This window comes from Marisediminicola sp. UYEF4 (assembly GCF_040546025.1).
In the GTDB taxonomy this organism is placed as follows: domain Bacteria; phylum Actinomycetota; class Actinomycetes; order Actinomycetales; family Microbacteriaceae; genus Marisediminicola.
In genome coordinates, this window is the sequence record NZ_JBEPNA010000005.1 from 153,651 (window position 1) to 179,553 (window position 25,903).

28 protein-coding genes and 2 pseudogenes are annotated in these 25,903 nt (G+C 66.5%); 15 read left to right on the plus strand and 15 right to left on the minus strand.

What is annotated here, in order from left to right; translation table 11 throughout:
* The 3 genes from ABIB15_RS07540 (at position 1) to ABIB15_RS07550 (ending at position 1,000) form a co-directional block, all read left to right on the plus strand.
* Complete coding sequence (locus ABIB15_RS07540; protein WP_354476545.1) at positions 1 to 237, plus strand: DUF6226 family protein; 237 nt, start codon at positions 1 to 3, stop codon at positions 235 to 237.
* Entirely contained in the window at positions 238 to 429 is a 192-nt protein-coding gene (locus ABIB15_RS07545) for a hypothetical protein (protein ID WP_354476547.1), read from the plus strand. It begins immediately after the preceding gene.
* A gap of 208 nt (positions 430 to 637) precedes the next feature.
* Positions 638 to 1,000, plus strand: a complete 363-nt coding sequence (locus ABIB15_RS07550; RefSeq protein WP_354476549.1) for a hypothetical protein — start codon at positions 638 to 640, stop codon at positions 998 to 1,000.
* Between the two features lie 234 nt (positions 1,001 to 1,234).
* Here the strand turns inward: ABIB15_RS07550 and ABIB15_RS07555 are convergent, their stop codons facing one another.
* Positions 1,235 to 1,612, minus strand: coding sequence for a type II toxin-antitoxin system death-on-curing family toxin (locus ABIB15_RS07555; protein ID WP_354476551.1), 378 nt, complete (start codon positions 1,610 to 1,612; stop codon positions 1,235 to 1,237).
* Positions 1,609 to 1,812 carry a ribbon-helix-helix protein, CopG family gene (locus ABIB15_RS07560; RefSeq protein WP_354476552.1) on the minus strand — a complete coding sequence of 68 codons (204 nt, stop codon included), beginning with the start codon at positions 1,810 to 1,812 and terminating at the stop codon, positions 1,609 to 1,611. The genes ABIB15_RS07555 and ABIB15_RS07560 overlap by 4 nt, the downstream gene beginning before the upstream one ends.
* Before the next feature lie 452 nt (positions 1,813 to 2,264).
* Between ABIB15_RS07560 and ABIB15_RS07565 the strand changes: the two genes are divergently transcribed.
* Entirely contained in the window at positions 2,265 to 2,501 is a 237-nt protein-coding gene (locus tag ABIB15_RS07565) for a helix-turn-helix transcriptional regulator (protein WP_354476554.1), read from the plus strand.
* Positions 2,502 to 2,633: 132 nt separating this feature from the next.
* Positions 2,634 to 3,169: pseudogene (locus ABIB15_RS07570) on the plus strand (aminotransferase-like domain-containing protein); the annotation flags it as partial.
* A gap of 39 nt (positions 3,170 to 3,208) precedes the next feature.
* Here ABIB15_RS07570 and ABIB15_RS07575 read toward each other — a convergent pair.
* Both ABIB15_RS07575 and ABIB15_RS07580 read right to left on the minus strand, forming a co-directional pair.
* The gene (locus tag ABIB15_RS07575) at positions 3,209 to 3,367 is read right to left on the minus strand and encodes a hypothetical protein (protein ID WP_354476556.1); all 159 of its coding nucleotides are present in this window, start codon (positions 3,365 to 3,367) and stop codon (positions 3,209 to 3,211) included.
* 36 nt (positions 3,368 to 3,403) lie between these two features.
* Positions 3,404 to 4,201, minus strand: a complete 798-nt coding sequence (locus ABIB15_RS07580) for a PhnD/SsuA/transferrin family substrate-binding protein (RefSeq protein WP_354476558.1) — start codon at positions 4,199 to 4,201, stop codon at positions 3,404 to 3,406.
* 407 nt (positions 4,202 to 4,608) lie between these two features.
* On the opposite strand from ABIB15_RS07580, the pseudogene ABIB15_RS07585 reads away from it, so the two are divergent.
* Positions 4,609 to 5,250 (plus strand): annotated as a pseudogene (locus ABIB15_RS07585) (IS256 family transposase); the annotation flags it as partial.
* Between the two features lie 182 nt (positions 5,251 to 5,432).
* On the opposite strand, the gene ABIB15_RS07590 reads toward ABIB15_RS07585, so the two are convergent.
* The 3 genes from ABIB15_RS07590 to ABIB15_RS07600 all read right to left on the minus strand — a co-directional run bounded on the left by ABIB15_RS07590 (position 5,433) and on the right by ABIB15_RS07600 (position 8,012).
* Positions 5,433 to 6,197 carry a hemerythrin domain-containing protein gene (locus ABIB15_RS07590; protein WP_354476560.1) on the minus strand — a complete coding sequence of 255 codons (765 nt, stop codon included), beginning with the start codon at positions 6,195 to 6,197 and terminating at the stop codon, positions 5,433 to 5,435.
* 338 nt (positions 6,198 to 6,535) lie between these two features.
* Positions 6,536 to 7,501 (minus strand): acyl-CoA thioesterase, encoded by a 966-nt coding sequence (locus ABIB15_RS07595; RefSeq protein WP_354476562.1) that lies wholly within the window; start codon positions 7,499 to 7,501, stop codon positions 6,536 to 6,538.
* A 136-nt stretch (positions 7,502 to 7,637) separates the two neighbouring features.
* Positions 7,638 to 8,012 carry a DUF1622 domain-containing protein gene (locus tag ABIB15_RS07600; protein WP_354476564.1) on the minus strand — a complete coding sequence of 125 codons (375 nt, stop codon included), beginning with the start codon at positions 8,010 to 8,012 and terminating at the stop codon, positions 7,638 to 7,640.
* A 257-nt stretch (positions 8,013 to 8,269) separates the two neighbouring features.
* On the opposite strand from ABIB15_RS07600, the gene ABIB15_RS07605 reads away from it, so the two are divergent.
* Positions 8,270 to 8,497, plus strand: coding sequence for a hypothetical protein (locus ABIB15_RS07605; RefSeq protein ID WP_354476566.1), 228 nt, complete (start codon positions 8,270 to 8,272; stop codon positions 8,495 to 8,497).
* A gap of 81 nt (positions 8,498 to 8,578) precedes the next feature.
* Positions 8,579 to 10,012, plus strand: a complete 1,434-nt coding sequence (locus ABIB15_RS07610; protein ID WP_354476567.1) for an NAD(P)H-binding protein — start codon at positions 8,579 to 8,581, stop codon at positions 10,010 to 10,012.
* On the opposite strand, the gene ABIB15_RS07615 is transcribed toward ABIB15_RS07610, so the two are convergent.
* The 7 genes from ABIB15_RS07615 to ABIB15_RS07645 form a co-directional block, all read right to left on the minus strand.
* Positions 10,001 to 10,699 (minus strand): FAD:protein FMN transferase, encoded by a 699-nt coding sequence (locus ABIB15_RS07615; protein ID WP_354476569.1) that lies wholly within the window; start codon positions 10,697 to 10,699, stop codon positions 10,001 to 10,003. The two genes, ABIB15_RS07610 and ABIB15_RS07615, sit on opposite strands and share 12 nt — an antisense overlap.
* 29 nt (positions 10,700 to 10,728) lie before the next feature.
* Positions 10,729 to 11,166 carry an FMN-binding protein gene (locus ABIB15_RS07620; RefSeq protein WP_354476571.1) on the minus strand — a complete coding sequence of 146 codons (438 nt, stop codon included), beginning with the start codon at positions 11,164 to 11,166 and terminating at the stop codon, positions 10,729 to 10,731.
* Positions 11,163 to 12,545 carry a ferredoxin reductase family protein gene (locus ABIB15_RS07625; protein ID WP_354476573.1) on the minus strand — a complete coding sequence of 461 codons (1,383 nt, stop codon included), beginning with the start codon at positions 12,543 to 12,545 and terminating at the stop codon, positions 11,163 to 11,165. The genes ABIB15_RS07620 and ABIB15_RS07625 overlap by 4 nt, the downstream gene beginning before the upstream one ends.
* Before the next feature lie 149 nt (positions 12,546 to 12,694).
* Positions 12,695 to 14,086, minus strand: coding sequence for a sensor histidine kinase (locus ABIB15_RS07630; RefSeq protein WP_354476575.1), 1,392 nt, complete (start codon positions 14,084 to 14,086; stop codon positions 12,695 to 12,697).
* Entirely contained in the window at positions 14,083 to 14,772 is a 690-nt protein-coding gene (locus ABIB15_RS07635; protein WP_354476577.1) for a response regulator transcription factor, read from the minus strand. Before ABIB15_RS07635 ends, ABIB15_RS07630 begins: the two co-directional genes overlap by 4 nt.
* An 8-nt stretch (positions 14,773 to 14,780) precedes the next feature.
* The gene (locus ABIB15_RS07640; protein ID WP_354476579.1) at positions 14,781 to 15,518 is read right to left on the minus strand and encodes a VIT1/CCC1 transporter family protein; all 738 of its coding nucleotides are present in this window, start codon (positions 15,516 to 15,518) and stop codon (positions 14,781 to 14,783) included.
* 67 nt (positions 15,519 to 15,585) lie between these two features.
* Positions 15,586 to 17,241: a glycoside hydrolase family 13 protein gene (locus ABIB15_RS07645; RefSeq protein ID WP_354476581.1), complete on the minus strand. Its 1,656-nt coding sequence runs from the start codon at positions 17,239 to 17,241 to the stop codon at positions 15,586 to 15,588.
* 75 nt (positions 17,242 to 17,316) lie between these two features.
* Between ABIB15_RS07645 and ABIB15_RS07650 the strand changes: the two genes are divergently transcribed.
* From ABIB15_RS07650 to ABIB15_RS07675, 6 genes are all read left to right on the plus strand, one after another.
* A complete protein-coding gene (locus ABIB15_RS07650) occupies positions 17,317 to 18,102 on the plus strand; it encodes an alpha/beta fold hydrolase (RefSeq protein WP_354476583.1) in 786 nt (261 codons plus the stop codon).
* A 91-nt stretch (positions 18,103 to 18,193) separates the two neighbouring features.
* Positions 18,194 to 19,027 carry a DUF1684 domain-containing protein gene (locus ABIB15_RS07655; protein WP_354476585.1) on the plus strand — a complete coding sequence of 278 codons (834 nt, stop codon included), beginning with the start codon at positions 18,194 to 18,196 and terminating at the stop codon, positions 19,025 to 19,027.
* A gap of 67 nt (positions 19,028 to 19,094) precedes the next feature.
* Positions 19,095 to 20,420, plus strand: a complete 1,326-nt coding sequence (locus ABIB15_RS07660) for a helix-turn-helix domain-containing protein (RefSeq protein WP_354476587.1) — start codon at positions 19,095 to 19,097, stop codon at positions 20,418 to 20,420.
* 93 nt (positions 20,421 to 20,513) lie between these two features.
* The gene (gene exaC, locus ABIB15_RS07665) at positions 20,514 to 22,037 is read left to right on the plus strand and encodes an acetaldehyde dehydrogenase ExaC (RefSeq protein WP_354476589.1); all 1,524 of its coding nucleotides are present in this window, start codon (positions 20,514 to 20,516) and stop codon (positions 22,035 to 22,037) included.
* A 72-nt stretch (positions 22,038 to 22,109) separates the two neighbouring features.
* Positions 22,110 to 22,547, plus strand: a complete 438-nt coding sequence (locus tag ABIB15_RS07670; RefSeq protein WP_354476591.1) for a DUF779 domain-containing protein — start codon at positions 22,110 to 22,112, stop codon at positions 22,545 to 22,547.
* Positions 22,548 to 22,583: 36 nt separating this feature from the next.
* Positions 22,584 to 24,239, plus strand: coding sequence for a bifunctional 3'-5' exonuclease/DNA polymerase (locus tag ABIB15_RS07675; RefSeq protein WP_354476593.1), 1,656 nt, complete (start codon positions 22,584 to 22,586; stop codon positions 24,237 to 24,239).
* 9 nt (positions 24,240 to 24,248) lie between these two features.
* On the opposite strand, the gene ABIB15_RS07680 is transcribed toward ABIB15_RS07675, so the two are convergent.
* Positions 24,249 to 24,836 carry a PadR family transcriptional regulator gene (locus tag ABIB15_RS07680; protein WP_354476595.1) on the minus strand — a complete coding sequence of 196 codons (588 nt, stop codon included), beginning with the start codon at positions 24,834 to 24,836 and terminating at the stop codon, positions 24,249 to 24,251.
* 211 nt (positions 24,837 to 25,047) lie between these two features.
* Here ABIB15_RS07680 and ABIB15_RS07685 point away from each other — a divergent pair, with 211 nt between their 5' ends.
* A complete protein-coding gene (locus tag ABIB15_RS07685) occupies positions 25,048 to 25,551 on the plus strand; it encodes a DUF3145 domain-containing protein (RefSeq protein WP_354476597.1) in 504 nt (167 codons plus the stop codon).
* Positions 25,552 to 25,903: the final 352 nt, after the last annotated feature.

Below are 25,903 nucleotides of genomic sequence, written 5' to 3' on the forward strand. Positions count from 1 at the left end.
ATGCCCAGTTGTTCGCGCAGTCCGGGTCTGTTAGCGGTCATACCGCGCGAGCCGACAGCGGCCCCGCTGACAATAGTCTTCACGGGGTTTCCGGGGTTATTCCTTCACTCAGGTGTGCTTCACGATTTCCACTTGCCCGTGTGCGGCGGGGACGCCTGCGATGACGATGTCACGAACGTGGCAGACGAGCTCGAATGGACCGTGCGCACCATCGCGTCAGGCGGCTATCCTGAGTGATTGGATCCCTGGCCGGAGCGCTGGATCGAATACCGGCTCGATGGGCCTGGTGTCGGTATGCGATCCGGGCGCAGCCGCACCAATGACCTGCCAGACGAGCGTGTGAAGTTCGCGCGAACCGCGCTTGCGATTGCCGGACAGTGGTCGCCCTGGCCGTTACTTCCCCAGGGCGAGGCCGGCGCGGTCGACTAATCGCCGGAACGCGCCCTCCGGTGAGCGCTTGTCTCGCTTGCGGCGGGCGCCCTCTAGGCTCTAATTGCTGTGGGCACGGGCCCTGCTACTGCGGCACCAACAACAATCATGTAGGCATGGGCAGATGCGAAGAATCAGACTGGGTTGATCATGGCCTTGAACGCTCTCCAGCCGTGTCCAACGTAGAAGCAGTCTGGAGGGGAGCCCCTTGCGGCACGAGCACCTTGACCCCGCATTGTTCATTGCCGAACTGAGAGCGCAACTGCGAGATCGGGATATCTCCTACGATCACGGGGCTTCGGTGTTGTTGATCGGCACCGGTCTTTCGCCCGAGAATTACCCGCTTGTGATCTATAGGGAAGGTGCCGGCGGCCCCCTCGTGGGCATGTGTATCGACATCAACGGTTTCGCATCGCTATTCAAGCCGGACCCCAACGAGCGTGAGCGGGCGCGATTTGTATGGGACGAAATGGCAGATCCTTCCGGGCCGGGACCGTTGAGGGATGCCAGCTTGGACACGGTCGTGCTTGGTGCTGATGCCGGTGTGGGTTGGCGGCTACTCACCGCCTGATTCCCCCTGCGCTCACTTCACGTCGAGACCGTCCCCGCGCCGAGCGTTCCCGTCGGAGGAGTACCGTGGCGAGCAGGTCAGCCCGATCGAGTACGGCGATTGCGGGAACGGAAAGCCTCCGTTTCAAGATGCACATTCCCGGGAGCAATCTCCCCCTCACGGCGGGCGGGAGCGGCTGGGGCAGATGTCGGATGCCGTCGGCCCGTCATTCAGGGCTGACGTGGCCGCGTCGCCCTAGCGTGCTTCGTTGCCCGAGGCGATCCGCGCAGCTATCTCGACAACGCCGTCGAGGCGCCCGGAGGCGACATCCATGATGAACTCGTATGCCTCATCGTTGGACCAGCTGAGCCGTCGTCCGTTCATGCCGAGGAACGCGATCAGAGCAGCGAGACTCAGTCGCTTGTTCCCGTCGATCAGGCCGTGGTTGCGGGCCAGGGAGTGGGTCAGCGCGGCGGCCTTCTCGTTGAGAGATTCGTAGGCGTCTTTTCCGAACGCGCTCGCTCGTGGTCGGGCGAGTGCTGATTCGAGCAACCCCTGGTCGCGGATCGGCATGTCTGCCCCGAGCGTTCGTTGCCCGATGTAGAGGAGGTCGGCGTAGGTGAGGTAGATCACTTTCCGAGGCGGTCTAGCGCCTCGGCGTAGCGGGGGAGCTCCTCGTCGAGGACGCTGCTCAAGAGGTCCTGGCGACTGTGGTTCTCGACGTATTCACGCACCGCTTGCTTGACGACCTCTTGCATGGAACGGGACTCGTATTCGGCACGTCGACGCAGGGCACCAATCTCGTCATCCGTAAGACGAAGGGTCATGGGCATGCAGAAATGGTATCACCGGTGACACCGCCACTCCAGTGGTCGCATCCGCGGTTGCCCCGCAAAGCGCGTCGAACCCCGCGACTTGATGCGCACACGTTTATTCAACGTGTATGCGTCGAGACTGATCTAGGCGAGTCGAGGTGTTCGAGTAAAATGGGAGCACATTCGGCATGGAATCCCCGGTCAGGGCGAGGTCAGTCGAGGTTGGTCTAACTGTTGCTGCGGGTTCTGGAAGGCCCCGTCGCAACCCGTCGGTCACGGGTTCAAGTCCCGCCCGCCCTTCTGAAGGGACTGTCTGATCAGCGTTTCTTGTTCCATCAAAAGGACAAGACTCGATGCGTTTAATGTCTAGACAGCATTTATTGCCAAGCAACGGCCGGCTCCACGCCCCTCCATGCGGGGTGCTCGACCCAGTTCGATTCACTTGGGTCGGCCTCGGACACCTACGAGTTATGGATACTCAACGCCTCTCCGGGCTCGGTCTCGAGTCCGTGCCGACAACGAGCGAGCTCGCCGACTACCTCGGCGCGCACGCGCAGGCGATCTACGACCCGCACACCGACGGTCGAGGCCCGTCTGGCATTCGAGTCGGGCGGGAGATTCGCTACCGCGTCTCCGACGTTCGTCACTGGCTGGACGATCTCCACGAGCCGCAACCCAGCGCGGCGATTCATGGACGACAGATCTGATGGCCGGTCGTCCACGACTACCAGTCAGTACTTTCGGCACGATTGAGACGGTGAAGGTCGCCCCGGGCGGTACCGCGCGTTCACCCCTTCCGCGACTGGGATGGCGAGACGCGACAGGTCAGCGCCACCGGCGCAAGCCAGAACGAGGCCGCGCTCGTCGAGGACGACTGGGCGCATGATTTCGGTATCGATACCGACCCGCGATCGGTCGCGGCGCGCGACGATGCTGGGCATGTCGTTCACGTTCGATCGCTCACCAAGAGCGTTTCGCCGTCAATTCGCATGCCGCCATCATCGTGCGTGGCCCCGCCAGAGAACGCATCCTTGCCGACCGCGGTGCCGAGTCGACGTACGTCAGCGGACGCCTCCAAGCCGCAGCACTCGACGTCGTCACCGAACCCGGATGGCAGACCCACCTCCGCAACCTCGGCCCCCAGAATGTTCCGGCGGGCGGCCTCAATCCCTGGGCTCGTCTACCCCGCGCAACCAACATCGACCGTCTGACTTCAGACTGCGAAGCCGCCGGAGTCATGATCGCCGCAGGCTCCAACTGGTTCCCGGCCCAACCCACCGGCTCCTTCGTCAGACTCAACTACTCCGGCCCCAACCCCGGCGCATTCGCCGACGGGGCACCCATCATCGGACAATCGCTGGCCGCAAATCACTGACCACGGCCGAGGAGCGCGGCCAAGCCTGCCTTGGCCGCACTATGCGGAGTTGCCACCCAGCGGGACGGCACCATCAGCAGCTCTGTAGCGCGACACCGGCGGTGCGCTGTCGGTGCCAGCCTGGATGACACCGAAGACGTCGAAGAAGCTCGCCTTTTCGACGGCTGCTGCGGCCATCGCGATAGCGGCAAGGCCCACAACGGTTCCCGATCCCGCACGTGGCTACTCAGGAGGTCACCTCAGCTCCATGTATCCGGCTCGCTGGCAGGCGTCGACCATCCTCCTGATGTCGTCGTAGCTCTGGGGTCCGACCGGGACGAGGCGAGTGATCATGCCGCGTGCGAGTGCTTGTACGATCTCGGGGTCCCGGTGCATGGAGACGAGGGCGTCTTGGATCCGCGAGCGCAGGACCGAGTCGATCCGTCGGCTGACGGCGACCGGTTGGATGGTCGACGGACCGAGGGCTTCGAGAACGCGAAGCCGTGCCGCCAACTCGGGGTGGTGGCCCAGCTCGACCCAAAGCACCTGCGAGTCGATCGCCGATGCGTCGACTTCACCCTCGGCGACGAGCCGGATCGCGGCCTCGTGGAAGCCAGCCTCGACGATTTCGCCGAAGAAGCCAGCCGTCAGACCTCTCTCGACCATCGTGTACCGCGTGATCCCGTAGCCGGACTGCGACAGCCGCTCGTTGTACGCCCAGGAATGGCCCCGAAGGTCGGCGAACGACCGAAACGGGCTGTCTCTTCGGACGATCACGTCCGAGTAGTAGATCGGCTGGCCATGGTATCGGCGACCGGCGAGCACGGGCGCTGCCACGGGAACTGCCGGGTCGATGCCCTGACGCTCGAACATGACATAGGGCAAGCTGCACACGAAGCAGACGTCGTTGACGTCCGCGCGGCAGGATTCGTAATCCGTCTCGACGACGAGTTCGGTGGTACACCGCAGAACGGTGCCGACCCGATTCGCGATAGCCCGGTAGACGTCCAGCATGTCCGGGGCCAGGAGCGTGCCGAAGCGCAGGTCAACCATCAGTTCTCGCCGGTCATCTGGAATAACTTGATGCGCACACGCTTATTCAACGCTTATGAGTCGAGATCGGTCTAGGCGGGTCGAGGTATTCGCGTGAGATGAGAGCACATTCGGCAAGGATTCTCCGGTCAGGGCGAGGCAAGTCGAGGTTGGTCTAATTGCTGCCGCGGGTTCCGGAAGGCCCCGTCGCAATCCGTCGATCACGGGTTCAAGTCCTGTCCGCCATATAAGAAAGTTGGGCCTGATCTGGGGTTCCTGTTTCCAATAATGCGACGAGACTTGAACCGATTAGCGACTGGATTCGTGTTCGAGGCTCTGCGGGCCAGTCGGAAACTTGCTTTGACCGGGGAGTCTTGCTCCCGCGGTGAGCGCGGGACTTGATGGACCCCACGCTTATTCGACGTCCCCGCACGAATCGCCGCAACGGGTATCGGCACCGCGAGTTCGACACTCGCGCCGGGACGCTCGACGTGGCGATCCCAAAGCTGCGGGAGGGAACCTAGTTCCCCGAGTGGCTGCTGGAGCGCCGGATGAACGATTTCGTCCAGTCCCTCGGGATCACGGGCCTGTCGAAGTCGCAGGTCTCCGAGATGGCCAAAGACCTCGACGAGCAGGTCGAGCAGTTCCGCAGCCGCCCACTGGACCAGGGCCCCTACACGTTCGTCGCCGCGGACGCTCTCACCATGAAGGTCAGGGAGGGAGGACGGGTGATCAAGGTCGCCGTGCTCCTGGCGACCGGGGTCAACGCCGAGGGCTACCGCGAGATCCTGGGGCTGCAGGTCACCTCCACCGAGGACGGCGTGGGCTGGCTGGCGTTCTTCCGCGATCTCGTCGCGCGAGGCCTCACCGGAGTGAAGCTTCTCACCTCCGACGCCCACGCGAGCCTGGTCGCCGCGGCCGGCGCGACTCTCCCCGGCGCCGGCTGGCAACGCTGCCGAACCCACTACGCAACGAACCCGATGGCCACCACCCCGAAGAGCTCCTGGCCGTGGGTCAAGACACTGCTGCAGACCGTGTTCGACCAGCCCGACACAGACGCCGTCCACGCCCTCACCGCATAACAAAAAACCGAAGGATCACGCCGGACTCAGACACACCACACAAAAGGACTTGACCGCCGATGCAACTCGGCGCCCGGAACAACTGCATCGCGAAGGGTGGGGCCTTCGCAAGAGCGAGTTTAGAATCCTTGATCGCACTGCGCAGGAAGAAGGCCGGTAGCGGTCGCCACTCAGACCATCGGAGGCACCGGGCGGTCAGGATAGAGCTCGCCCATCGCGTGCTCGTACCTTCGCTTCATCAGCAACAGGTAGAGCACCCGAACCGGTGCCGGAACGTTCGTCCGGAACCACTCGTCCCGTTCGGCCTCAGGAAAACTGGCGAGCAGCAGGCCGAGCTGTAACGACATCACGTCTCGTGGCAGCTTCTTGCGGTGCGCAATCAGCGTGGCTCGCGTGTGCTTCTCCAGCTCGTCCCACTCCTGCTGTGAAAGTATCGCCCCTGCGACCGGGAGTATGTCGTCCTCCTCTTTGCCGAGATGCGTGACGCGGCTGGCGTACAGGAGTTCGATGTCGCCGCCGATCGCATCGCGAAGTCGCGTCTCTGCCGTCGCGACCCACGGGGCGACCTGCGGCTCGATGCGAGCGAGCCTTGCCGCGATGTCGGCGTGCTGAGCCAACATCTGATCGACATGCACCGCGCAGGCGGGGTCGCGCGTGGTCAACCGATCCCAGAGCAACATGTCCTCGGTCTCGTGATGCAGGTGCAGGGCGAAAAAGTAGAGCTTCGCATACACCCCGATGACCGCCGCGCGGTCGACATCGCCATCCCCGACCTCGCGGATGAGCACCGGTAACTCGCGGTACAGCCACCGAAACATGCGATGAACGAGGATCAGGCCAGACGTATCGCATCCGGGCGCCTGCCCATCGGGCAGCGCCCCGGACGACGGCAGCCTGGCGACCATTTTGAATACCCCGTTCTCGTCATTGACCATCGACATAGAACGTCCGGCGAGCGGTGGACGAATATAACACCGAGAGCACGGTCAACACATCGCCCGGGACGACATCAGCACCCATGAAACCGACCGCAGAGGCCTTGACCACCACGAGGAATTCGCCGTACGCTCCCGACCGTGAAAACAACGACCGAGCGCCGTTGGGAGCGCCGGACAGTGCAGGTCATCGACAACGTCCCCTGGTTCATCCCACCCGCGAGCATCGACCCGACACGCACACCGAGACGCGGCGGCAGACTGCCCACACCGACACTGCCCTGAGCCGCGGCGGGTCACGACACGGTCGATACGCGAACTGGGATCCCGCGACGTGCTCAGCCGACCGAGGTTCCCACTTCACCGTCCGAGATCGGCATTGCCGTGAGCGCGGCCCGCATCTCGGTGAGCTGCCGCGCGTGGGCGTCGAGCCGCAGATCCTCGGCAGTTTCCAGCAGAAGCGCGGGCACCGGCGCGGCGCGCCCGCCCGCATCCGGCGCCACGAAGATGCTCATGCACTGTGTCGTGAGGGCGAGCGGTTCGCCTCGAGGGTCGCCGGATCGCACGTGGATCGCGAAATGCATGCTGCGCGCGCTCGTGTGGATGAGCCGCGCCTCGACCTCCACAATGTCGCCGATGTGGATCGGCTTGTAGAAGTGGATGCCGCCGGAGTAGACGGCCACAGAAGCCCGTTTGCTCCAGCCGATCGCACAGGTGCGAGCGGCCTCATCGATCCAGCGCATGACCGTTCCACCGTGCGCGTTTCCTCCAAAGTTCGCTACTGAAGGTGAGGCGAGGAACCGCAGAAGTACGCGGGGGCCGCTGCCGTCCTCGCTGTACACCTGTTCCCGCATGGCGGCGTGGATGCGGGACCTCGCCGCGATTCGGCTCTCGGCGCCGATCGAGAGCTCGAGGTCCTCCCCGCTACGCGGGGCCCATTTCGGCACTTCGTGAGGTCGGCCGTTCTCGTCCACGGCGACGAAGACGAGAATGCAGTGCGTTGCCCGCGCGAACCTGCGGTCTCGGGCATCCGCCGATGCCACCGTGACAAGCACGTGAATACTGGACCGTCCCGTGTGGATGACGCGCGCCTCGGCCTCGACAAGGTCGCCGACCGCGATTGGCCTGGTGAAGTGGACGTTGCCCACGTAGGCAGTCACGCAGGCCGACCGACTCCAGCCCACCGCGCAGGCGTAGCCCGCCTTATCGATCCACTCGAGTACGCTGCCCGCCTGCACGGTTGCGCCGTCCGCCGCCGCATCGACCGGGGCGGCCAGAAATCTCAGGGTGGATCGGTCGTTCATGATGGCCTTCGTCTCGATAGCGCGCGCGGGTGCGGAGTCGCTACGCACCATCACCAATCTGTCACCCTGCACCGTTGTGGCGGGCGCACGGTGACCGAAAGATCGTTGCTTTTTGCGATTGTGCCGCCGTGAGCGCCTACTCCGACCGTGAGTCGCCCGTGGCACGAGTGCGCCAGCGACTCCACGGCCATGCACCGTCGATCTCCACCTCGAGGGAGAAGCTCAGGGCGATTCGGATGACAACGATGGCACCGAGCACGAGCACGCTCTCGACCGAGGGCTCGACAAGGATCGTCCGGATTATGTCGGCCACGATCAGCACCTCGAGTCCCAGGAGTATCGCCCTGCCAAGGGTGCGGCGCAGTCGCTGGTAGGCGCCCTTGCGTTGGTCGGGTCGCCGAAGCTCCAGCAACGCCCTGAGGAAGGCGACGGCGCCGCCGCCGACCATGATGAGCGTTCCAACCGATTCGACCGCAAGAACCAGGGTGCCGATCACGTCGTCGAACGTCACCGGATTCCGTGCCTATCACCTCTGGGCCGTGAGCCGGCGGGCCTGCCTGTTCGTCTGCCCTCGGTGCCGTCCATTCGCCACTGCCTCTCGATGGGGGGAGATGGCACTCCGTAGCGCCCTAGACTCACACCATTGTAGGCCGGGTGCGCAGTGGAGGACAGGAAACCGATCCTCTGGCGCACACCACGGAGTTGGGGGACGATAGTGCTCCGGATCGTCGAACCCGCGGAGTGTCCCCACCCAGCGGAGGAGGATCGATGCCGATCAAAATTACTGCGACTGCTGCCCAGGAGGCTGCCATCACGAGTCTGGTCGCTGAGTGGCCCGACCATGACGCGTGGATCGACTTCGTGACAACCGATGAGGCCGGCCGCATCTGGGTGCGGTTCACGCATCCGGTGCATCAATATCACTACTACGTACTGAACGCCGACGGAAGCCACGACGCCGGCTTCGACGGCTCGGCCGAGATCGCGCGCAGCTGATCGCACCCACCGTCGTGAGGACCTTCGCCCCTTACCGGTCGATGTCATCCAGCAGAGGCTGACCTGTCAAGGAGGAACACCATGATCATCGCGATATTCGGCGGATCCGGTGCGACGGGCAGGATTCTGATCGGCCAGGCGCTCGATGAGGGTCACCAGGTCAACGCACTCGTGCGTCCGGCGGCGCGTCTGGGAATCGTTCACGATCGGCTGCGAGTGGCGCACGGGGAGCTGTCGGATGCCGCGGCGATCGACCGCGCCGTCGAGGGCGCCGACGGGGTGGTCAGCCTTCTCGGGCAGCCAGAGAACCGGGCTGGCGCGCCGATCGCACGGGCGACGAGGAACATCGTCGCCTCGATGCAGAAGTTCGGGGTGCGCCGCCTGGTCATCGTGGCGCGGCCCGGCGTGCACGTGCCTAATGACGAGCCCTCGGTGCTGACCCGCCTCGGCATTCAGGCGACGCGGCAATTTCGCCGCCAACGATACGACGATGTCGTCGAGACGGCGAGGGTCGTGAGCGAGTCCGGCCTCGACTGGACGATTGTGCGCCCGCTCGCGCTCAGGGACGGGCCGCGTACCGGGCACGTCGCCGTCGGATACCTCGGTGACGGCGTCACCGGTGGCTCGCTGAGCCGCGCCAATGCGGCCGACTTCATGCTCGAGCTCGCGGTGAGCCGGCAATACATCGGGAGGGCGCCCGTCGTCTCCGACGTGAATTTGTCCTCGGACGTGCCGCCCGCGCCGGTGCAGATCGCACCAGGCGTTTACTGCCTGCGGTTGGGGGTCGGGATCACGTCGACGAATGTCTACTTCGTGCGCTCAGGAGCCTTCTGGGTGCTCATCGACACGGCGGGCCCGAACCACGCCCATGAAATCCGTTCGGCGGCGGAGACGATCTTCGGGACCGCGAGCCGTCCGGCAGCGATTCTGCTCACCCACCTGCATGCCACCCACGCCGGGTCGGCGCGCGAACTGGCCAGGCACTGGGGACTGCCTGTTCAGGTGCATCCAGCCGAGCGCCCACTCGTTTCGAGCGGGTACAGGGCGAACGAGTACCCCACTGGCCTACTGAACCGGATCACCACACGAATGATGTCGGCACAGACTCGCGAACTCGACCTCGGGTCGATCGTGCACGCGTTCGACCCCGATGACGGTGTGCCCGGGCTGCCCGACTGGCAGTGCATTGCGACGCCGGGGCACACGCCCGGCCATGCGTCGTTCTTCCGGCCCGCCGACCGGGTGCTCATCTCCGGTGACGCGGTACTGACCGTGAACCTGAACTCGCCCGCCGAGCCCTCCCGGCACCGGCAGCAGGTTTCCGGACCGCCGAGGTTCTCGACCTGGGATCGGCACGACGCCGCAGAGTCGATGGAGCGACTCGCCCGCCTCGAGCCCCGCGTGCTCGCGGCCGGTCACGGCATCCCGATGATCGGCGACGAAGTCGCCCCGGCGCTGCTGTCGTTCTCGGCCGAGGCCAGGCAGCTCGCGCCGTCCCGAAGGTCAGAGACCTGACGGTGTGCCGTACAGCTGCCCGTCGCGGGTGACGGCGAGTATTCCCACATCGAATCTCGCGACCACGTCGTCGAGGTCCCCACGACCACCCGAGAGAACCGCTGTCGCGAGCACATCCGCCGTGACGATATCGGAGGCGGTCACCGTGACCTGGCAGAACGGCGAGTCCGGAGCGCTGCGCCACACGTGCTCGCCGCGCTCTGAGGTTCCTGAGGTCGCCACCGCGCGTCTGTCGGGCTGCAACTCGGTGACCGAGAGCAGCGCAGCACGATCGGCGGGATCCACGATCCCACAGCGCCACGGGAGGCCGACATTCGTTCCGCGGGAGAGCACATCACCACCGACCGTCACCAGCCAGTTGGACTGGCTACCGTCAAGAATGCGACCCGCATCCGCGATGGCGATTGCCTTGACAATCCCGGAGAGGTCGATCACCCCGTCTGGCCGGTGGGGAGAGAACGTGCCGTTCGTCGCGGTGCGCCAGTCCAATGCCTGCGCGTACGCCTCCAGTACCCGCGGCCCCGCCTGCCACAGTGCGATCTCGCCACGGGCCATCCGTGCCAACTCGGAGACGTCGCGATACAGGCTGAATGTGTCCTCGATCGCATCGAATGAGTCCTTCAGCTCGGCGATCACGTCGGCGGCGTCCGCGTCGGACCCCAGGCGCACGCTTGCAACAGTCCCCATCGTCGAAAAGGTATGAGTCGACACCGCTGTCACATCCCCGCCTGGTCGAGGGCCGACTGGAGCGACGAGGTGTACCCGTCGGTCGTGTAGGTTGCCCCGGTCACGACATCGACTTCCGCCGATTGGGCCGTGAGCGCCTCGGATCTCAGGATCGGCGCCGCCCGCGCGCTGATCCGCACCGACTGGTTGCCCGCATCGGTCAGTTTGAGCGCGGTGACATCGGTCAGCTGACCGCTCGCCACGGTGATCTGCACCTGCACCGTGCCGAACCTGGTCGCGACGACATTTCCCGCGAAGACCTCCGCGGCTCCCGAGCCGGCGGCGCCGGGCGGCGTGGTGGCCGATGAGTCGGATGCCGCACCAGGCGAGTACGTCGGAACCGTCGCACCCGAGGTGCCGAGCTGCCAGCCGAAGATCAGCACAGCGGTCGACGACATCAGGCTGGCGACGATCGCGCGCCGTCTCATGACTCAAACCTCTCCATATGAATCTGATGCGTGGGAATGCCCGCCGCGAGTGCGTCCCTGAGCACAAGATCCGCCCAGGCGCGCGGCCCGCACACGTAGAGGTCCGACTCGACCAACCGGGGGAAGACGGAGGTGATGGTGAGTCCGCGCGCGGCATCCTCGGCGGACATCCACGTCGCGACCCCGCGAGGGCGCGGTCCGACCATCGAGTACAGGGCGGATCCGGTGCTGCGGGCGAGTTCGCCGATCTCACGCCACAGGTAGCGCTCGTCCTCGACGGTCGCCCGCACCAGTATGGTTGCCTCTCCGGGCTTCGGCGGGGAGCCCTCGAGCAACGCCCGAGCCGGCGTGATTCCAATTCCCGCCGCGATGATCGCGAGATTCGGCGCCGTGCGGGCGAGATCGGTGAAGACCCCGTAGGGGCCCTCGATCGACACCCGAGTTCCTGCGGGGAGGGTCGTGAGGCTCGAGGTGCCCTTGCCGAGCTCGCGCACCGTGATGCGCACCTGGCGCAATGTCGGCATCGCTGAGAAGGAAACCGGATGCGCGTGCCACCAGGTTCCCGCGCTCCAGAATCGCCAAATGGCGTACTGGCCGCCGGCCACGCCCAATCGGTCGAGTTGACGTCCGGTCAGGCGGATGGAGAAGACCCCGCGGGCGATGGTCTCAACGCTGTCGACCCGCAGGCCGTGGAGGATCGTCTGTCGAAGGGGAAGCCCGAATCGGTAGATGATGATGGCGCCGAGCGCCGCGGTGTACAGCCCGATCCAGTACACGCGCTGCCAGCTGCCTTCGGCGAGCATTCCGCCTTGGCTCAGCTGATGGGGGAGCGCGACCACGACAGCCGCGTAACTGAGCAGGTGGATGAGGTGCCACACCTCGTAGGCGAGCCGTCGGCGCACCGCCACGAGCGACGAGACGACGACAGTGACGAGCAGAGCCAGCCCGAGGTAGGCGAGGGGCATGTCGGCCACCGTGGTAAACATGGAAGTCGTCTGCCGCACCGGGTCGAGGCCCGCGCTGAGCCCATAACCGACCGTCAGCAGCGCACCGTGGGCGAGCAGCAGGTAGAGGGCGGGTTTGCCGAGCGAACGGTGAACCGCGATGGCGTGATCTTGCCCGAATGTGCGATCAATCAGCGGGATGCGGGCCGCGAGGAGCAGCATGACGAGCACGAGGTCCGTGCCCACAAGCCCGGCGACGATCCCCCCGCCCGTCACGATCCCCGCGATGGTGCCGAACTGCGCCAGTCCGCTCGAGGCGAGGTAGAGCGAGACCGCGGCAGCGGCCGAGGTCCAGCAGGCGACCGTCAGCAGGTCGGCGGTGGCTGCTCTGCGCCGATACCGTCGAACACGAACACGCCCGGCATCGTCGGTCATGGGTGCGCCTCCACCCTCGGGTCGCGGCATGAGCTGGGTTGTCCTCACAAGATGTCCTCGGGTCCGTGACGGGGAGTCCGTCTGTGGTCGAGTCTGTGAGCCGTGGACGAGCGGGCGCCGTGAAAAGTGCCCTCAAAACATTCGAGTGTTCACATCTTCGGGATCAGGACCGTCGCGACAGCACCCGTCTCCTCGCGGTTGGCGAGCGTCACCGTTCCTCCGGCCCGCTCCACGATCGCGTGCACGAGGGCGAGTCCCAGCCCGCTGCCGCCAGAAGAACGGGCTCGTGACGTATCGGCCCGGGAGAATCGGTCGAAAGCCCGAGGAAGGAAGTCCGGGGGCACGCCGCTTCCGCTGTCCGCGACCGACAGGCTCAACCCGCCATCCACGAGCCGCACATCGAGAAGGATCTTGCCCCCGGGGTCGGTAGCAACGAGAGCGTTCATCGCGAGGTTGTCGAGCACGCGGCCGAATGCGGTCGTCGAGATGCGGAAGGCAGTCGCCGTTGCCTCACCTGTCTCGAATTCCGCCGTCTCGAATTCGATATCGATGCCCGCCGGTCCCGCGAGCACTCTGGCGCGATCCACCGCGGTCATCACCTCGGTCACTAGCTCGCCTCCCGTCGACCTCTCGCTGCGCGTCGCGGGCGCGCCCGCCGACTCGGACGCCTCGATCTGCGAGAGTTCGAGCAGTGTCGTTGCAAGCCGCGACAGGCGGGCGAGAGACACCTCCGCGGCGAGGATTTCACCCCTCAGGGCCTCGGCATCGCCGAAGCTACGGTGAGCGAGTTCGAGTTGGGTGGCGACAACCGCGAGTGGCGTGCGCAGCTCATGGCTGGCATCTGAGACCATCTGCCGTTCCCGGTGCGCCGTTTCGCGCACTCGACCGATGAACCTGTTGAGGGTGCTGGCGAGCGCGGAGAGCTCGTCGGCGGCGGGGCCGACCGGCAGTTCGCCCCCTCCGGGCTCGCGACTGAGAGAGTCGGCCGTCTCCCGCATCCGGGCGACCGGGCGCAGCGCGGCCGTTGCCAGCAGCCACGCGGCGACGCCGAATGCGACGAGCACAAGAGCGGCCCCGATCACGAGTGACCGGTCCATTGCGGCGACCGTGAGGTCGCTTGCCGCGGTGCTGCGCGCTGCCCACAGCTTCCACTCGCCGTCGTCGGTCGAGACGGTTCGGTTGACGACGACGTAGTCGGTGTCGTCCTCGGGCACGGTGACGGCCCCACCGCCGTCGCGAAAGTGGTTGAGTTCTCTTCCGAGCTCGGGTGGCATGGTGTTGATGAGCACATCGCCAGACGGATCGCGGACCAGCACCAGCATCCCCGGTCCCGGATCGTCCGGTCCCTCGGGGGAGTCGGCACGGATGTCCGCAATAAACGAACCCAGGTCGCTGATCGCGAGGGTCTCGTCCGAGCCCCTCGTGATCGAGCGAATCTGCGCGTGAATCGCCAGGGAGGCGAGCGTCAGAACCACCGCGGCGATAGCGACGCTGCCCACTGTGATTCGGAAACGGATCGAACGCGAGCGAAGGAACCTCATGCAGGCACGGTATCGACGTCGAGCTGGTAGCCCACACCGCGCACCGTCGTGACGTGCACGCCAGCGTCACCGGACTCAAGCTTTTTGCGCAGGTAGCTCACGTATTGGTCGACGATCGTCGGTTCGAAGTGCTCCGCTGACCCCCACACCTCGTCGAGGATCTCCACGCGGCTCACGACGGTCTCGGCTCGCGAGGCGAGCATCCGAAGCAGGGAGAACTCCTTCACGCTGAGGGCCACCGGGCGCCCCTCGATCCGCGCCCGAACGCTCACCGTGTCGAGGGCCAGGTTCCCGACCTGCAGCACGGTCGGCGCGACGCTCGCCCCACGGCGCAGGTGCGCCCGCAACCGCGCGCTGAGCTCGGCGAAGGCGAAGGGCTTCGTGAGGTAGTCGTCGGCGCCGGAGTCGAGGCCGAAGACGCGGTCCTCCACGGCGTCGCGCGCCGTCAGCAGGATGACCGGCATCGCGCTGCCGGACTCTCGGATGCGCCGGCACACCTCGAATCCGCTCATCTGGGGCAGCATCACGTCGATCGCGGCGGCGGCGAACTCGTCCTGCGCGAGCGCGATGAGCGCGTCGACGCCGTTGGCCACGAGGCGCACCTCGTATCCCTCGCCGATCAGGCCGCGCTCCACGAGGGCGCCCATCTCGATGTCGTCTTCGACGATGAGTATCCGCTGGGTCACGTCGGTCGTCAGACCAGGCCGGAGGTGCCCAGCAGGGTTCCGATGAGGAAGGTAACGGCGAGCGCGGCGGCGCCTCCGACGACAACCCTCGCGACCGAGGGAACAACGGGTGCGCCGCCGATTCTCGCGCCGAAGGCGCCGGTGATGGCGAGTGCGATGAGTACCGCGATGAAGGTGACTGGCACGCGCGCATCGCCGATGGGGAGGAGGATGGCGATGAGGGGGAGTGCGGCGCCGAACGTGAACGAGAGCGCGGAGACCCACGCGGCGTGCCAAGCGCTCACGACGTCGTCTTCGCTGATGCCCAGCTCCTCGGTGAGGTGGGCGCGGAGGGCGTTGGTCTCGGTGAGTTCGACGGCCACCAGATGCGCGGTCGTGCTCGATAGCCCCTTGGCCTGGAACAGTCCGGCGAGTTCCTCCAGCTCCTCCTCCGGGAAGTCGATGAGCTCCTGGCGTTCCTTCGCGATCAGGGCGCGCTGGCTGTCGCTCTGGCTGCTCACCGACACGTATTCGCCCAGCGCCATCGAGATCGCGCCTCCGACGAGGGCGGCGACGCCGGCCGTTGCGATGGCCGGGACCGAGCTCGTCGCACCGGCGACGCCGACGACGAGAGCCGCGACCGAGACAATGCCGTCGTTGGCGCCGAGCACCCCCGCGCGAAGCCAGTTGAGGCGACCGGCGAGGTTGGGGGTGTTGTTTTCGCCGGCATGTTGTCCGGGCACGTCGACCGATTCGCTGGATGCCATGTGCTCAGGAAACCACGCCGGACGCGCGTGCGCCAGCACGGACAGCCTTAGCTAACCAGAGCGAGGCTCACTGTAGCATCCACGCGGTGGTGTCGGTCGGAAGCAGCCCCTTCTGGAGCGGCCCGCTGCACAGGACGACGACACCGGCGGGCAGGTCGACGGGCTCCTGGCTGAAGTTCGTGACGCAGTGCCACCCACTGGACCGGATGAAATGGAGGACCCCTTCGGTCTCCCGCACCTGCCAGTCGAGTTCCTCATTGCCTTGCAACTGGGCCCGCGCACGCAGCGCCGACCGGTAGAGCTCGAGGGTCGATCCGTATGCGCCGTCCTGCGCCTCGACGGACAGCTCGCCGAACCAGTCGGGCTGCGGCAGGTGCGACCCGCCCGGGCCGAAGCCGAACGACTCGCCGCCGCGCGCCCACGGTAGCGGCACACGGCATCCGTCCCGTCCCTTCTCCTGGTGGCCGGTGCGCTCCCAGGTCGGATCCTGCAGCACGTGATCGTCGAGCTCGGAGACCTCGGGCAGGCCGAGCTCCTCACCCTGGTACAGATAGGCCGAGCCCGGGAGCGCCAGCATGAGCAGGGTCGCGGCGCGGGCACGGCGCAGGCCGACCTCGCGGTCCTCGAGGATCGCTGCATCGGCGCCGAGCAGCCACGCGTTGTGGTCAGCGCCGCTGGGGAGGCCGTACCGGGTGGCGTGCCGCACGACGTCGTGGTTGGAGAGCACCCAGGTCGAGGAGGCGCCGGTCGCGGCGGCGTCGTTGAGGTTGCTGGTGATCACGTCGTGGAACTCGTGCGGGTTCCAGCCGGCCAGCAACAGGTCGAAGTTGAAGGCCTGGCCGAGCTCGGTCGGTCGGGCATAGAGAAGTCGTCGCTCCCTCGGAACCCAGGCCTCGGCCACGGCCGACCGCGGCGGGTCGTACTCATTGAGCACCTCGCGCCATCGTTCGAATACCGCGTGCACGTCGTCGCGGTCGTAGAGCGGGTCGCTGCCGTCGATGGGCAGGTCGCCGCCGAGCACCTTGTCGATGGAGGGCCTGAAGGGTTCGGACAGGTCCTTGATGAGCGAGTTGGCGACGTCGACTCTGAACCCGTCGACACCGCGGTCGGACCAGAAGCGCAGCGTCGTGAGGAAGTCCTCCTGAATCTCGGGGTTGTCCCAGTTGAAATCCGGTTGCTCCTTCGCGAAGAGGTGGAGATACCACTGCCCGTCGGGCACGCGGGTCCACGCCGGGCCGCCGAAATTCGATCCCCACCCCGAAGGAGGCAGCGCCCCGTCTGGTCCCGCCCCATCGCGGAAGATGTAGCGTTCGCGCGCAGCAGAGCCGGGGGCCGAGGCGAGCGCCTCCTGAAACCACGGGTGCAGGTGCGAGGAGTGGTTCGGAACGATATCCGTGATGACCCGGATGCCGGATGCGTGCAGTGCGTCGACGAGGGCGTCGAAGTCGGCGAGCGTGCCGAGCCTGTCGTCGACATTGCGATAGTCGGCCACGTCGTAGCCGCCGTCGGCGAGCGGTGACGGGTAGAACGGGCCCAGCCACACCGCGTCGATGTGCAGTGACGCGAGGTACGGCACCCGCGAGGTGATTCCGGCAATGTCGCCGAGCCCGTCGCCGTTCGCATCGGTGAAGCTGCGCGGGTAGATCTGGTAGACGGCGGCCTGACGCCACCAGTCCGGGTCGGTGGAGATCGTGCGCTCCGAGGGCCCCTGTGCGATAGTCATGCCTACCAGTTTCGGCGAAAGAGCCCCGCATCGCACCCCATTGGATTCCGGTCAGGGAGCAGTAAGGAGAACCTCATGACAGCACTCCGCCTCAACACCGTCCGACGCGGCAGCGGCACGCCGCTCGTCCTCGTACACGGGCTGGGATCCTCCTGGGCAACCTGGATGCCGATCTTCGACAGGCTGGCTGCGACCCGCGACGTGATCGCCGTCGACCTTCCGGGGTTCGGTGCGAGCGAGCCGCTCGACGGGGAGGTCACGGTCGCGACCCTGACCGATGCCGTCGAAGGGTTTCTCAGCGACGAGGGTCTCGAGGGGGCGGATGTCGTGGGGTCGTCGATGGGTGGCAGGCTCGTGCTCGAGATGGCCCGGCGTGGCCACACAGGATCGGTCGTCGCGCTGGACCCCGGCGGCTTCTGGTCTCCGGGGCAGCGGGCGGCCTTCGGTGCGACGGTCGGCGCATCCATCGGCCTCATCCGCGCGCTCGACGGAATTCTGCCTGTTCTCACCCAGTCACGGATCACACGGAGTGCACTGCTGTTCCAGTTCAGTGACCATCCCTGGGCGCTCGCCCCGGGGCTGGTGCTGACCGAGTTGCGCAGTTTCAACCGGGCGGCGAGCATCGACGAAGCGCTCGACGCGCTCGTGCACGGCCCGACCCAACCCGGGGCGCTGCGCACGAAAGGCAGGGTGGCGATCGGGTGGGGGCGGCAGGACCGCGTGACTCTTCCGAGCGAGGCGAGCGTTGCCTTGCAACGGTTCCCGAACGCCCGCTTTCACGGGTTCCACCGCTGCGGGCACTTCCCGCACTGGGATCAGCCGGCGCAGACGGCCGCGTTCATCCTCTCGGCCACGGCATGACCGAACGACCCGGCAGTTCCGCGTCTCGACACGGAGGCAATAAAATAGGGTTCCTGCAGGTTGAGGTCCGAGACTCTAGAAAGATGGACCTATGACTGACACCACCACAGCATCCGCGTCGCCCGAAGATCTGCTCGCCATCTACCGCACCCGCAGGGAGCAGTCGGTGGTCCAGCCGAGGGGCAACCTGGCCCTCACGAACACCCAATGGGTCGACTCCGAGCAGCCCGTCTACGGTGTCGCGGGCCTGTGGGCGCCGCTTCCCGCTGGCCAGTCTGGGCTGAAGGTGACAGCTAGCGCCACCGACAACGTCCGCGTGAACGGGGTGCTCGTCGATGGCGAGGCGGTCGTCGCTGGCAAGGACTCGGCGACGCCGGGCGATGTGGTGTTCAGCGACACTGTCAGCGGTTTCGTGATCGCGAGCGAAGCGGGCAGTTACGCGCTGCGGGTCTGGGATTCGCAGTCCGACGGCATACGCGATTTCGGCGGTATCGATGCCTTCCCGTACAACCCCGATTGGGTGATCACGGCGACGTGGACGCAGATCGAGGGCGGAACGAGCGTCGGCATCGAGCACCTCAAGGATGAGGGCAAGCCGCGCGAGAAGGTGGTTCCTGGAGAGATCACGTTCACGAAGGATGGCGTGGACTACAACCTCGCAGCGTTCAAGGAGGGCCGTGCCCTTCTGCTCGTGTTCGCCGATGCGACCAACGGCGTCTCGACCTACAGCGTCGGCCGGTTCCTGATGGTCGCGCCGAACCGCGACGGCTCGATCACGCTCGACTTCAACCGGGCGTACCTTCCCCCGTGCGGATTCAACTACAACTTCAACTGCCCACTGCCGCCGAAGCAGAATCGCTTCGCGGTTGCAATCGAGGCGGGCGAGAAGAACGTGCTGAACAAAGCCGGGGAACTGCTTCACTAGCGCCCGCTCTGGCCTAGTGTGAGGGTTGGGCAGCGGTTGGCCCGCGACCAATGACGATCGGGGGAGCATGCGCAATCCATGGCTCGCAGCCCCGTTCGTCGATTCGGTCAGTGAACTTTCCAAGCGGCTCGCGCTCGCCCACGACCGCGTGATCTCCGATCGTCAGCAGGTCCGCGGGGTGCGCCAGGTGGTGCAGGAATCGTGGGAGAGGTCGCTCCGACTCCGGCTCGACCCGGCGACGGCTAATCCCGAGCTCGCCCTCGACGACGACGACCTTCGGGAGTATCGCAAGTCGCATCCGCTGTCGTTCGCACTGCCCGTGGTCCACAAGCTCCTGACCCGGCACGCGTTCGATTCGGGCCTCATTGTCGCGGTGGGAGACGAGTCGGGGCGGCTGCTCTGGATCGACGGTGACCGCGCCCTGCGCCGCCGAGCCGAGGGGATGCTCTTCGTCGAGGGGGCCGACTGGTCGGAGGGCCGCGTGGGGACAAGCGCTCCCGGCACCGCCCTCGCCCTCGACCACGGCATCCAGATCCAACGCGCCGAGCACTTCAACCGCATCGTGCACCCCTGGAGCTGCACCGCCGTGCCGGTTCACGACCCGGAGACGGGCGGCGTGATCGGCGTCATCGACATCACGGGGAGCGACGAGGCCGTCGCCCCCCACACCCTCCCACTCATCGAGGCCACCGTCGCGGCGGTCGAGGCGGAGCTGCGCATCCGCCGTTTGGACGACCTGAGCCGCCGGCCCGCCCCCCGGTCCTCATCACGACCGCGGTCATTGCCGCTCGACCTCGTGCTGAACTCCCTCGGCCGGGACCACGCGACCCTCGAGGTCGGCGGACGCTCGCTCGAACTCTCGCGCCGGCACGCGGAAATCCTCACCCTCTTGGCGTGGCATCCGGATGGGCTGGCGGCGGACCAGCTCGCGGATCTCGTCTATGAGAGCGACGGCTACCGCGATACCCTCCGGGCCGAGATGGTGAGACTGCGGAAGGTCGTGGAGGCCTTCGCCCCGGAGCTCACCCCGACCTCCCGCCCCTATCGCCTGGGCCGCCCGCTCGACCTCGACGCGAACCGGGTGCTCGCGTTCCTCGAGAAGGGCGCGCACCGCGTCGCGCTGGCCGCCTACCGCGGGCCGGTGCTGCCGGGATCGGTGTCGCCCGGCATCGAGGAGATCCGTCACGAGGTCAGCTCCCGGCTGCGAGCGGCGCTCCTCGCCTATGCAGCCGTCGACACTCTGCTCAGTTATGCCCGCACCGACGAGGCCGCCTACGACAGTGAGGTGTGGAAGACCTGCCTCATGCTGCTGCCGGCCCGGTCGCCGAAACGCGCCGGCGTTGTGTCGCGGATTGAACACATCGAGGCGGAGCTGGGCACTCTACACGGCTGATTCTCAGCGCAACCCTCCTGCAACGTTGCCCGGGTTAGCGTCAGGCAACCCCGACAGCAGGGGTCACCCGGCAAAGACGTCAACAGGAGTGTCATGACAATTTTCTCAGTGCCAGGATCGGCCGACTCGAGGGTCTCCTTCAAGCCCCGCTACGAGAACTGGATTGGCGGTGAATGGGTCAAGCCCGTCAAGGGCCAGTACTTCGAGGACATCTCCCCGGTCAACGGCAAACCGTTCGCGGAGGTCGCCCGCGGCACTGCGGAAGACATCGAGCTCGCCCTCGACGCGGCCCACAAGGCCGCACCGGCCTGGGGCAAGACCTCCACGACGGCGCGCGCCGACATCCTCAACAAAATCGCCGACGTCATCGACGCGAACCTCGAGCTGCTCGCGGTCGCCGAGACCTGGGACAACGGCAAGCCCGTGCGCGAGACCCTGAATGCTGACCTCCCGCTCGCCGCGGATCATTTCCGCTACTTCGCGGCCGCGATCCGCTCGCAGGAGGGCTACTTCGCCGAGATGGACGACTCCATGACGGCGTACCACTACCACGAGCCCCTCGGCGTGGTCGGCCAGATCATCCCCTGGAACTTCCCGATCCTCATGGCCGTCTGGAAGCTCGCCCCCGCACTGGCCGCCGGCAACGCGGTCGTGCTCAAGCCCGCGGAACAGACACCCGTCTCGATCCTCGTACTCGTCGAGCTCATCGGGGACATCCTGCCGCCCGGAGTCCTCAACATCGTCAACGGCTTCGGCGTCGAGGCGGGCAAGCCGCTCGCCTCGAGTCCCCGCATCCGCAAGATCGCGTTCACGGGCGAGACGACCACGGGGCGCCTGATCCTGCAGTACGCAAGCGCCAACATCATCCCCGCGACCCTCGAGCTCGGCGGCAAGAGCCCGAATGTCTTCTTCAAGGACGTCGCCGACCACGACGATGCGTTCTACGACAAGGCGCAGGAGGGCTTCGCGCTCTTCGCCTTCAATAACGGCGAGGTCTGCACCGCTCCGAGTCGGGCTCTGATCGAGAAGCCGATCTACGACAGCTTCCTCGGCGACGCCGTCACTCGCACCTCGAAGGCGGTGCAGGGCAACCCGCTCGACACTGACACGATGGTCGGCGCGCAGTCATCCAACGACCAGCTCGAGAAGATCCTCAGCTACATCGACATCGGCAAGCAGGAGGGCGCGAAGCTGCTGCTCGGTGGCGAGCGCGTCGACCTCGGTGGAGACCTCTCCGGCGGGTTCTATGTGCAGCCGACGATCTTCGAGGGCCACAATAAGATGCGGCTCTTCCAGGAGGAGATCTTCGGACCGGTGCTCGCGGTCACGAGCTTCGACGGCTACGACGATGCGATCTCGATCGCCAACGACACGCTGTACGGCCTCGGTGCCGGTGTCTGGTCGCGCAACGGCAACGTCGCGTACCGCGCCGGGCGCGACATCCAGGCCGGTCGCGTCTGGGTGAACAACTACCACGCGTATCCTGCCGGCGCTGCCTTCGGCGGCTACAAGAGCTCGGGTATCGGGCGCGAGAACAACCGCCTCGCGCTCTCGGCTTACCAGCAGACCAAGAACCTCCTGGTGTCGTACTCCGAAGACAAGCTCGGTTTCTTCTAAACCGTGATGCGGGTGCCGGTCGCTCCGTGAGCGACCGGCACCTCGTCATTTCCCCCTGATGGAAGGACGCCGATGTCAATCATCGACAACGTTGTTGCAAGTGTCACGGTGCCGGGCGAGACGATTCCGCGGGTCGATTTCGTGCCGGCGACCGTTGAGTTGCTCCGCAAGCTCTGGGACCAGTACGGTCCCCTCATGTTTCATCAGTCGGGAGGATGCTGCGACGGGAGCAGCCCGATGTGCTTCCCCGAGGGGGACTTCCGCACCTCCGACCAGGATGTGCTCCTCGGTCGGCTCGACATTGCGCCGGCCGGCGCCGATGCCCAGGTGATCGACTTCTGGATGTCTTCCGAGCAGTTCGAGTACTGGAGCCACACGTTTCTCACGATCGATGTCGTGAAGGGTCGCGGGAGCGGCTTCTCGGTTGAGGCGCCGGAGGGGGTGCGGTTCATGATCCGTTCACGGCTGATGGAGGGATTCGGCGCAGAGGATGCCGGAACGGTGCTCTAACACAAGAATGTGGGCGGGGCACGGCAGACTGGAGAGGTGTATTTCGTCCTGAGCCGTGGCCCCGCCGGGGTGACCCTCACCGAGCTCGACGATACCGGAGCCACCGTGCGCGGGCCGGACGAGGTCGTCGACCTGGCGGCCGAGGTCGCGGTCCGTGAGCGTGCGTCTGCTGCGGCCCGGTGGGTCTGGGACGACACCAGTCGCTGGTATCCCGAACTGCTCCGCGCGGGGGTGAGGGTCGACCGCTGCGTCGATCTGCGCCTGTGTCGCGCGATCTTGCGCAACTCGTCTCTCACCGCGGCATCCGCCCTGGCGATGAGCGCCCGCGACGGATGGGATGAACCGACGCCGGAGCGACGAACCGGCGGGACCGCCCTCTTCGAGGTCGACGAGCAACCCGACGACGGAGCGACGGCCGAGTTCGCCCGGCAGCGGGCCGCGGTCGCCTCCGCAGCGGATCCCGCGCGCATCGGTCTGCTGCTCGCCGCTGAATCCGCGGGAGCGCTGATCGCTGCGGAGATGCGGTTCGCCGGCCTTCCCTGGCGCACCGACGTGCACGACGCAATGCTGAGCGACCTTCTCGGGCCGCGCCCGGTGGGAGATCATCGACCGGCAAAGATGCAGGCGGTGCTCGAGGCCGTGCGGGCAACCCTCGACACGCCGACCCTGAACCCGGATTCGCCGCCCGAGTTGCTCGGGGCTTTGGGCCGAGCGGGCCTGCAGGTGCAGTCGACGCGCTCATGGGAGCTGCAGAGCATCGACCACCCCGCAATCGCGCCGCTGCTCGAGTACAAGAAGATGGCGCGGATGCTGAGTGCCAACGGATGGAGCTGGCTCGATACGAACGTGGCCGACGGGCGCTTTCGCCCCGACTATGTGCCTGGCGGCGTCGTGACCGGGCGCTGGGCGAGCAAGGGCGGGGGAGGAGCCCTGCAGCTGCCGCGCCAGATTCGCGGCGCCGTCGTCGCCGATCCGGGATGGAAGCTCGTCGTTGCGGATGCCGCGCAGCTCGAGCCGCGGATCCTCGCGGCGCTCTCCTCCGACCGCGGCATGGCCGAGGCCGGAAGCGCGGGGGACCTGTACGCGGGAATCGTCGCGAGCGGCGCCGTCGACACTCGCGCGCATGCCAAGGTCGCGATGCTCGGGGCGATGTATGGCGCGACCTCCGGCGAGTCGGGGCGGCTCCTGCCGCGGCTCGCGAAGGCCTACCCGCGCGCGATCGGCTTCGTCGAGGACGCGGCCAGGGCGGGCGAGCGCGGGGAGGTCGTCACGACCCGCCTCGGTCGGAGTTCACCGCTCGGCGCCTCCGCCGGCTATGACGAAACCGCGACAGCGGCCGATGTGACCCGCGCGCGAGCCCAGGCCAGGTCGTGGGGCCGGTTCACCCGAAACTTCGTCGTGCAAGGTACCGCGGCCGAGTGGGCGCTGTGCTGGATGGCGGGGTTGCGGGGCCGACTGCTGCGGCTGGGGCAGGGCGTCGGGCAGGGCCAGCGCGATTTCACCTCGGGCGCGCACCTGGTCTTCTTCCTCCACGACGAGGTCGTCGTGCACTGCCCGGAAGACCTGGCCGACCAGGTCGAGCACGAGCAGAGGGCTGCGGCGGCGGATGCCGGTCGGCTGCTGTTCGGCGCGCTCCCGGTCGAGTTTCCCGTGACGGTCGCCATCGTCGATGACTATGGGCAGGCCAAATAGGCTCGCCACTCAGGCGAGGGACGCGCCGACCACGGTCGTGCGGGGGCGCCGGCCGCGGCGCGGCTTGTCCGTGGAGTAGGGCCGTGAGGCGTCATCGTCGCGGAGCGCGTCGATGACCGAACCAAGCCAGTCGAGTGCCGCTAGGGCCTGAGCCTGTCTTGCCAGAAACGCGAGTCGAACCTCTGACTTCGGCGCTTCGTTCTCCAGCACGGACCGCACGCGGGCGAGGTCGTCGGTCCACCAAGCGCGATAGGCCCGGGCGAGTCCCGCGGCCGCGGTCGGCTGGATGCTCGACTCGATGATGATCTGGTCGAGCATCTCGGTCCACTCCGGGAGCGTGTGCACCGCAGCGGTCTCGCGCGAGGCATCCACGGCACTCCTGCCCTGGGATGAGAGGCGGTAGAGCGGCAGCCCGTCGCTAGTCACGCCCGACGATGTGATGAGACCCTGCTTGCCCAGTCGGTCGAGAGTGGCGTAGATCTGGCCGACGTTGACGGGGCCGCGATGGGGGGCACGTGAGGTCAGCTCGGCGTGCAGCTGCAGGCCGTAGGCGGGACCGAGGGAGAGGATCGCCAGGAGGCCGCCGCGCACAGACATCCGCATCGATCCTCTCGAAATTCTTGTACTGAGCATAGTTTCGAGCGAGCCGTCTGCCGAATCGGTGCAATCACATGCTTGTCATTCCGAGCAAGCATCGACAATAATGGGGGTAACGGTTCGCCGTTGCCAATTTCATATGCACGTGTCTGCACGGTATTGCCGTTCGCCAGGTCGATGGGGAAGTCGCACCTAACCGAACGGAGTCATCGTGGCTGCAGCAACTGCTCGCGGAGTGCTTTTTGTGCACTCTGCTCCCCGCGCGTTGGCGCCCCACATCGAGTGGGCAGCCGGTCGCGCTCTTGACCGCGCCGTGAACTTTGACTGGTCGGACCAGCCCGTGCTCAAGGGCTCGTTGCGTGCGGAGTTCTTCTGGGAGGGCGCCCCGGGCACCGGCGCTGTGCTCGCGTCGGCCCTTCGCGGCTGGGAGCACCTCCGTTTCGAGGTCACCGAGGATGCCGGGTTCGGCGCGGACGGCGGACGATGGCTGCACACTCCCGACCTCGGCATCTTCTTCGCGCAGACCGACACCGTGGGGAACGTCGTGATTCCCGAGGACCGTGTCCGCTACGCGATGGAGGTGGCGGGATCGAACGCCCTCGAGTTGCATCGCGAGTTGCGTCTCGCGCTCGGACAGGCCTGGGACGACGAGCTCGAGGCGTTCCGTCACGCGAGCGACACGAGCCAGGTGGTGTGGCTGCACAAGGTCGGGTAGCCCTACCAGATCGAGTATTCATGGCCGCACGGCTCGCTCCCTGTTGAGTAGCCTCAGAATGGTGGCGGTCCCTCGTCCTCGGCGCAGTCCACCGTGTTGAGGGCGCGTGTGAGGTTGTCGTTGACTCCGGCCTGGATGATCGTGGCGGGTTCGGTGATGTACTTCCGCCCGGTGGGTGAGGTCCATTCCAGTGCCCCGGTGCCGTCGGTGGTGTGTTCGACGGCCCAGGCGGTCTCGTCCTTGACCGTGTGATGGCCGGGGCATTATTCCGATGTCCGGATTATGCCGATGTTGACGGTGGAGCCCTTGTCTTTGCTGGCCTCCGGGTGGATGTTATCGGCATAATCACAGG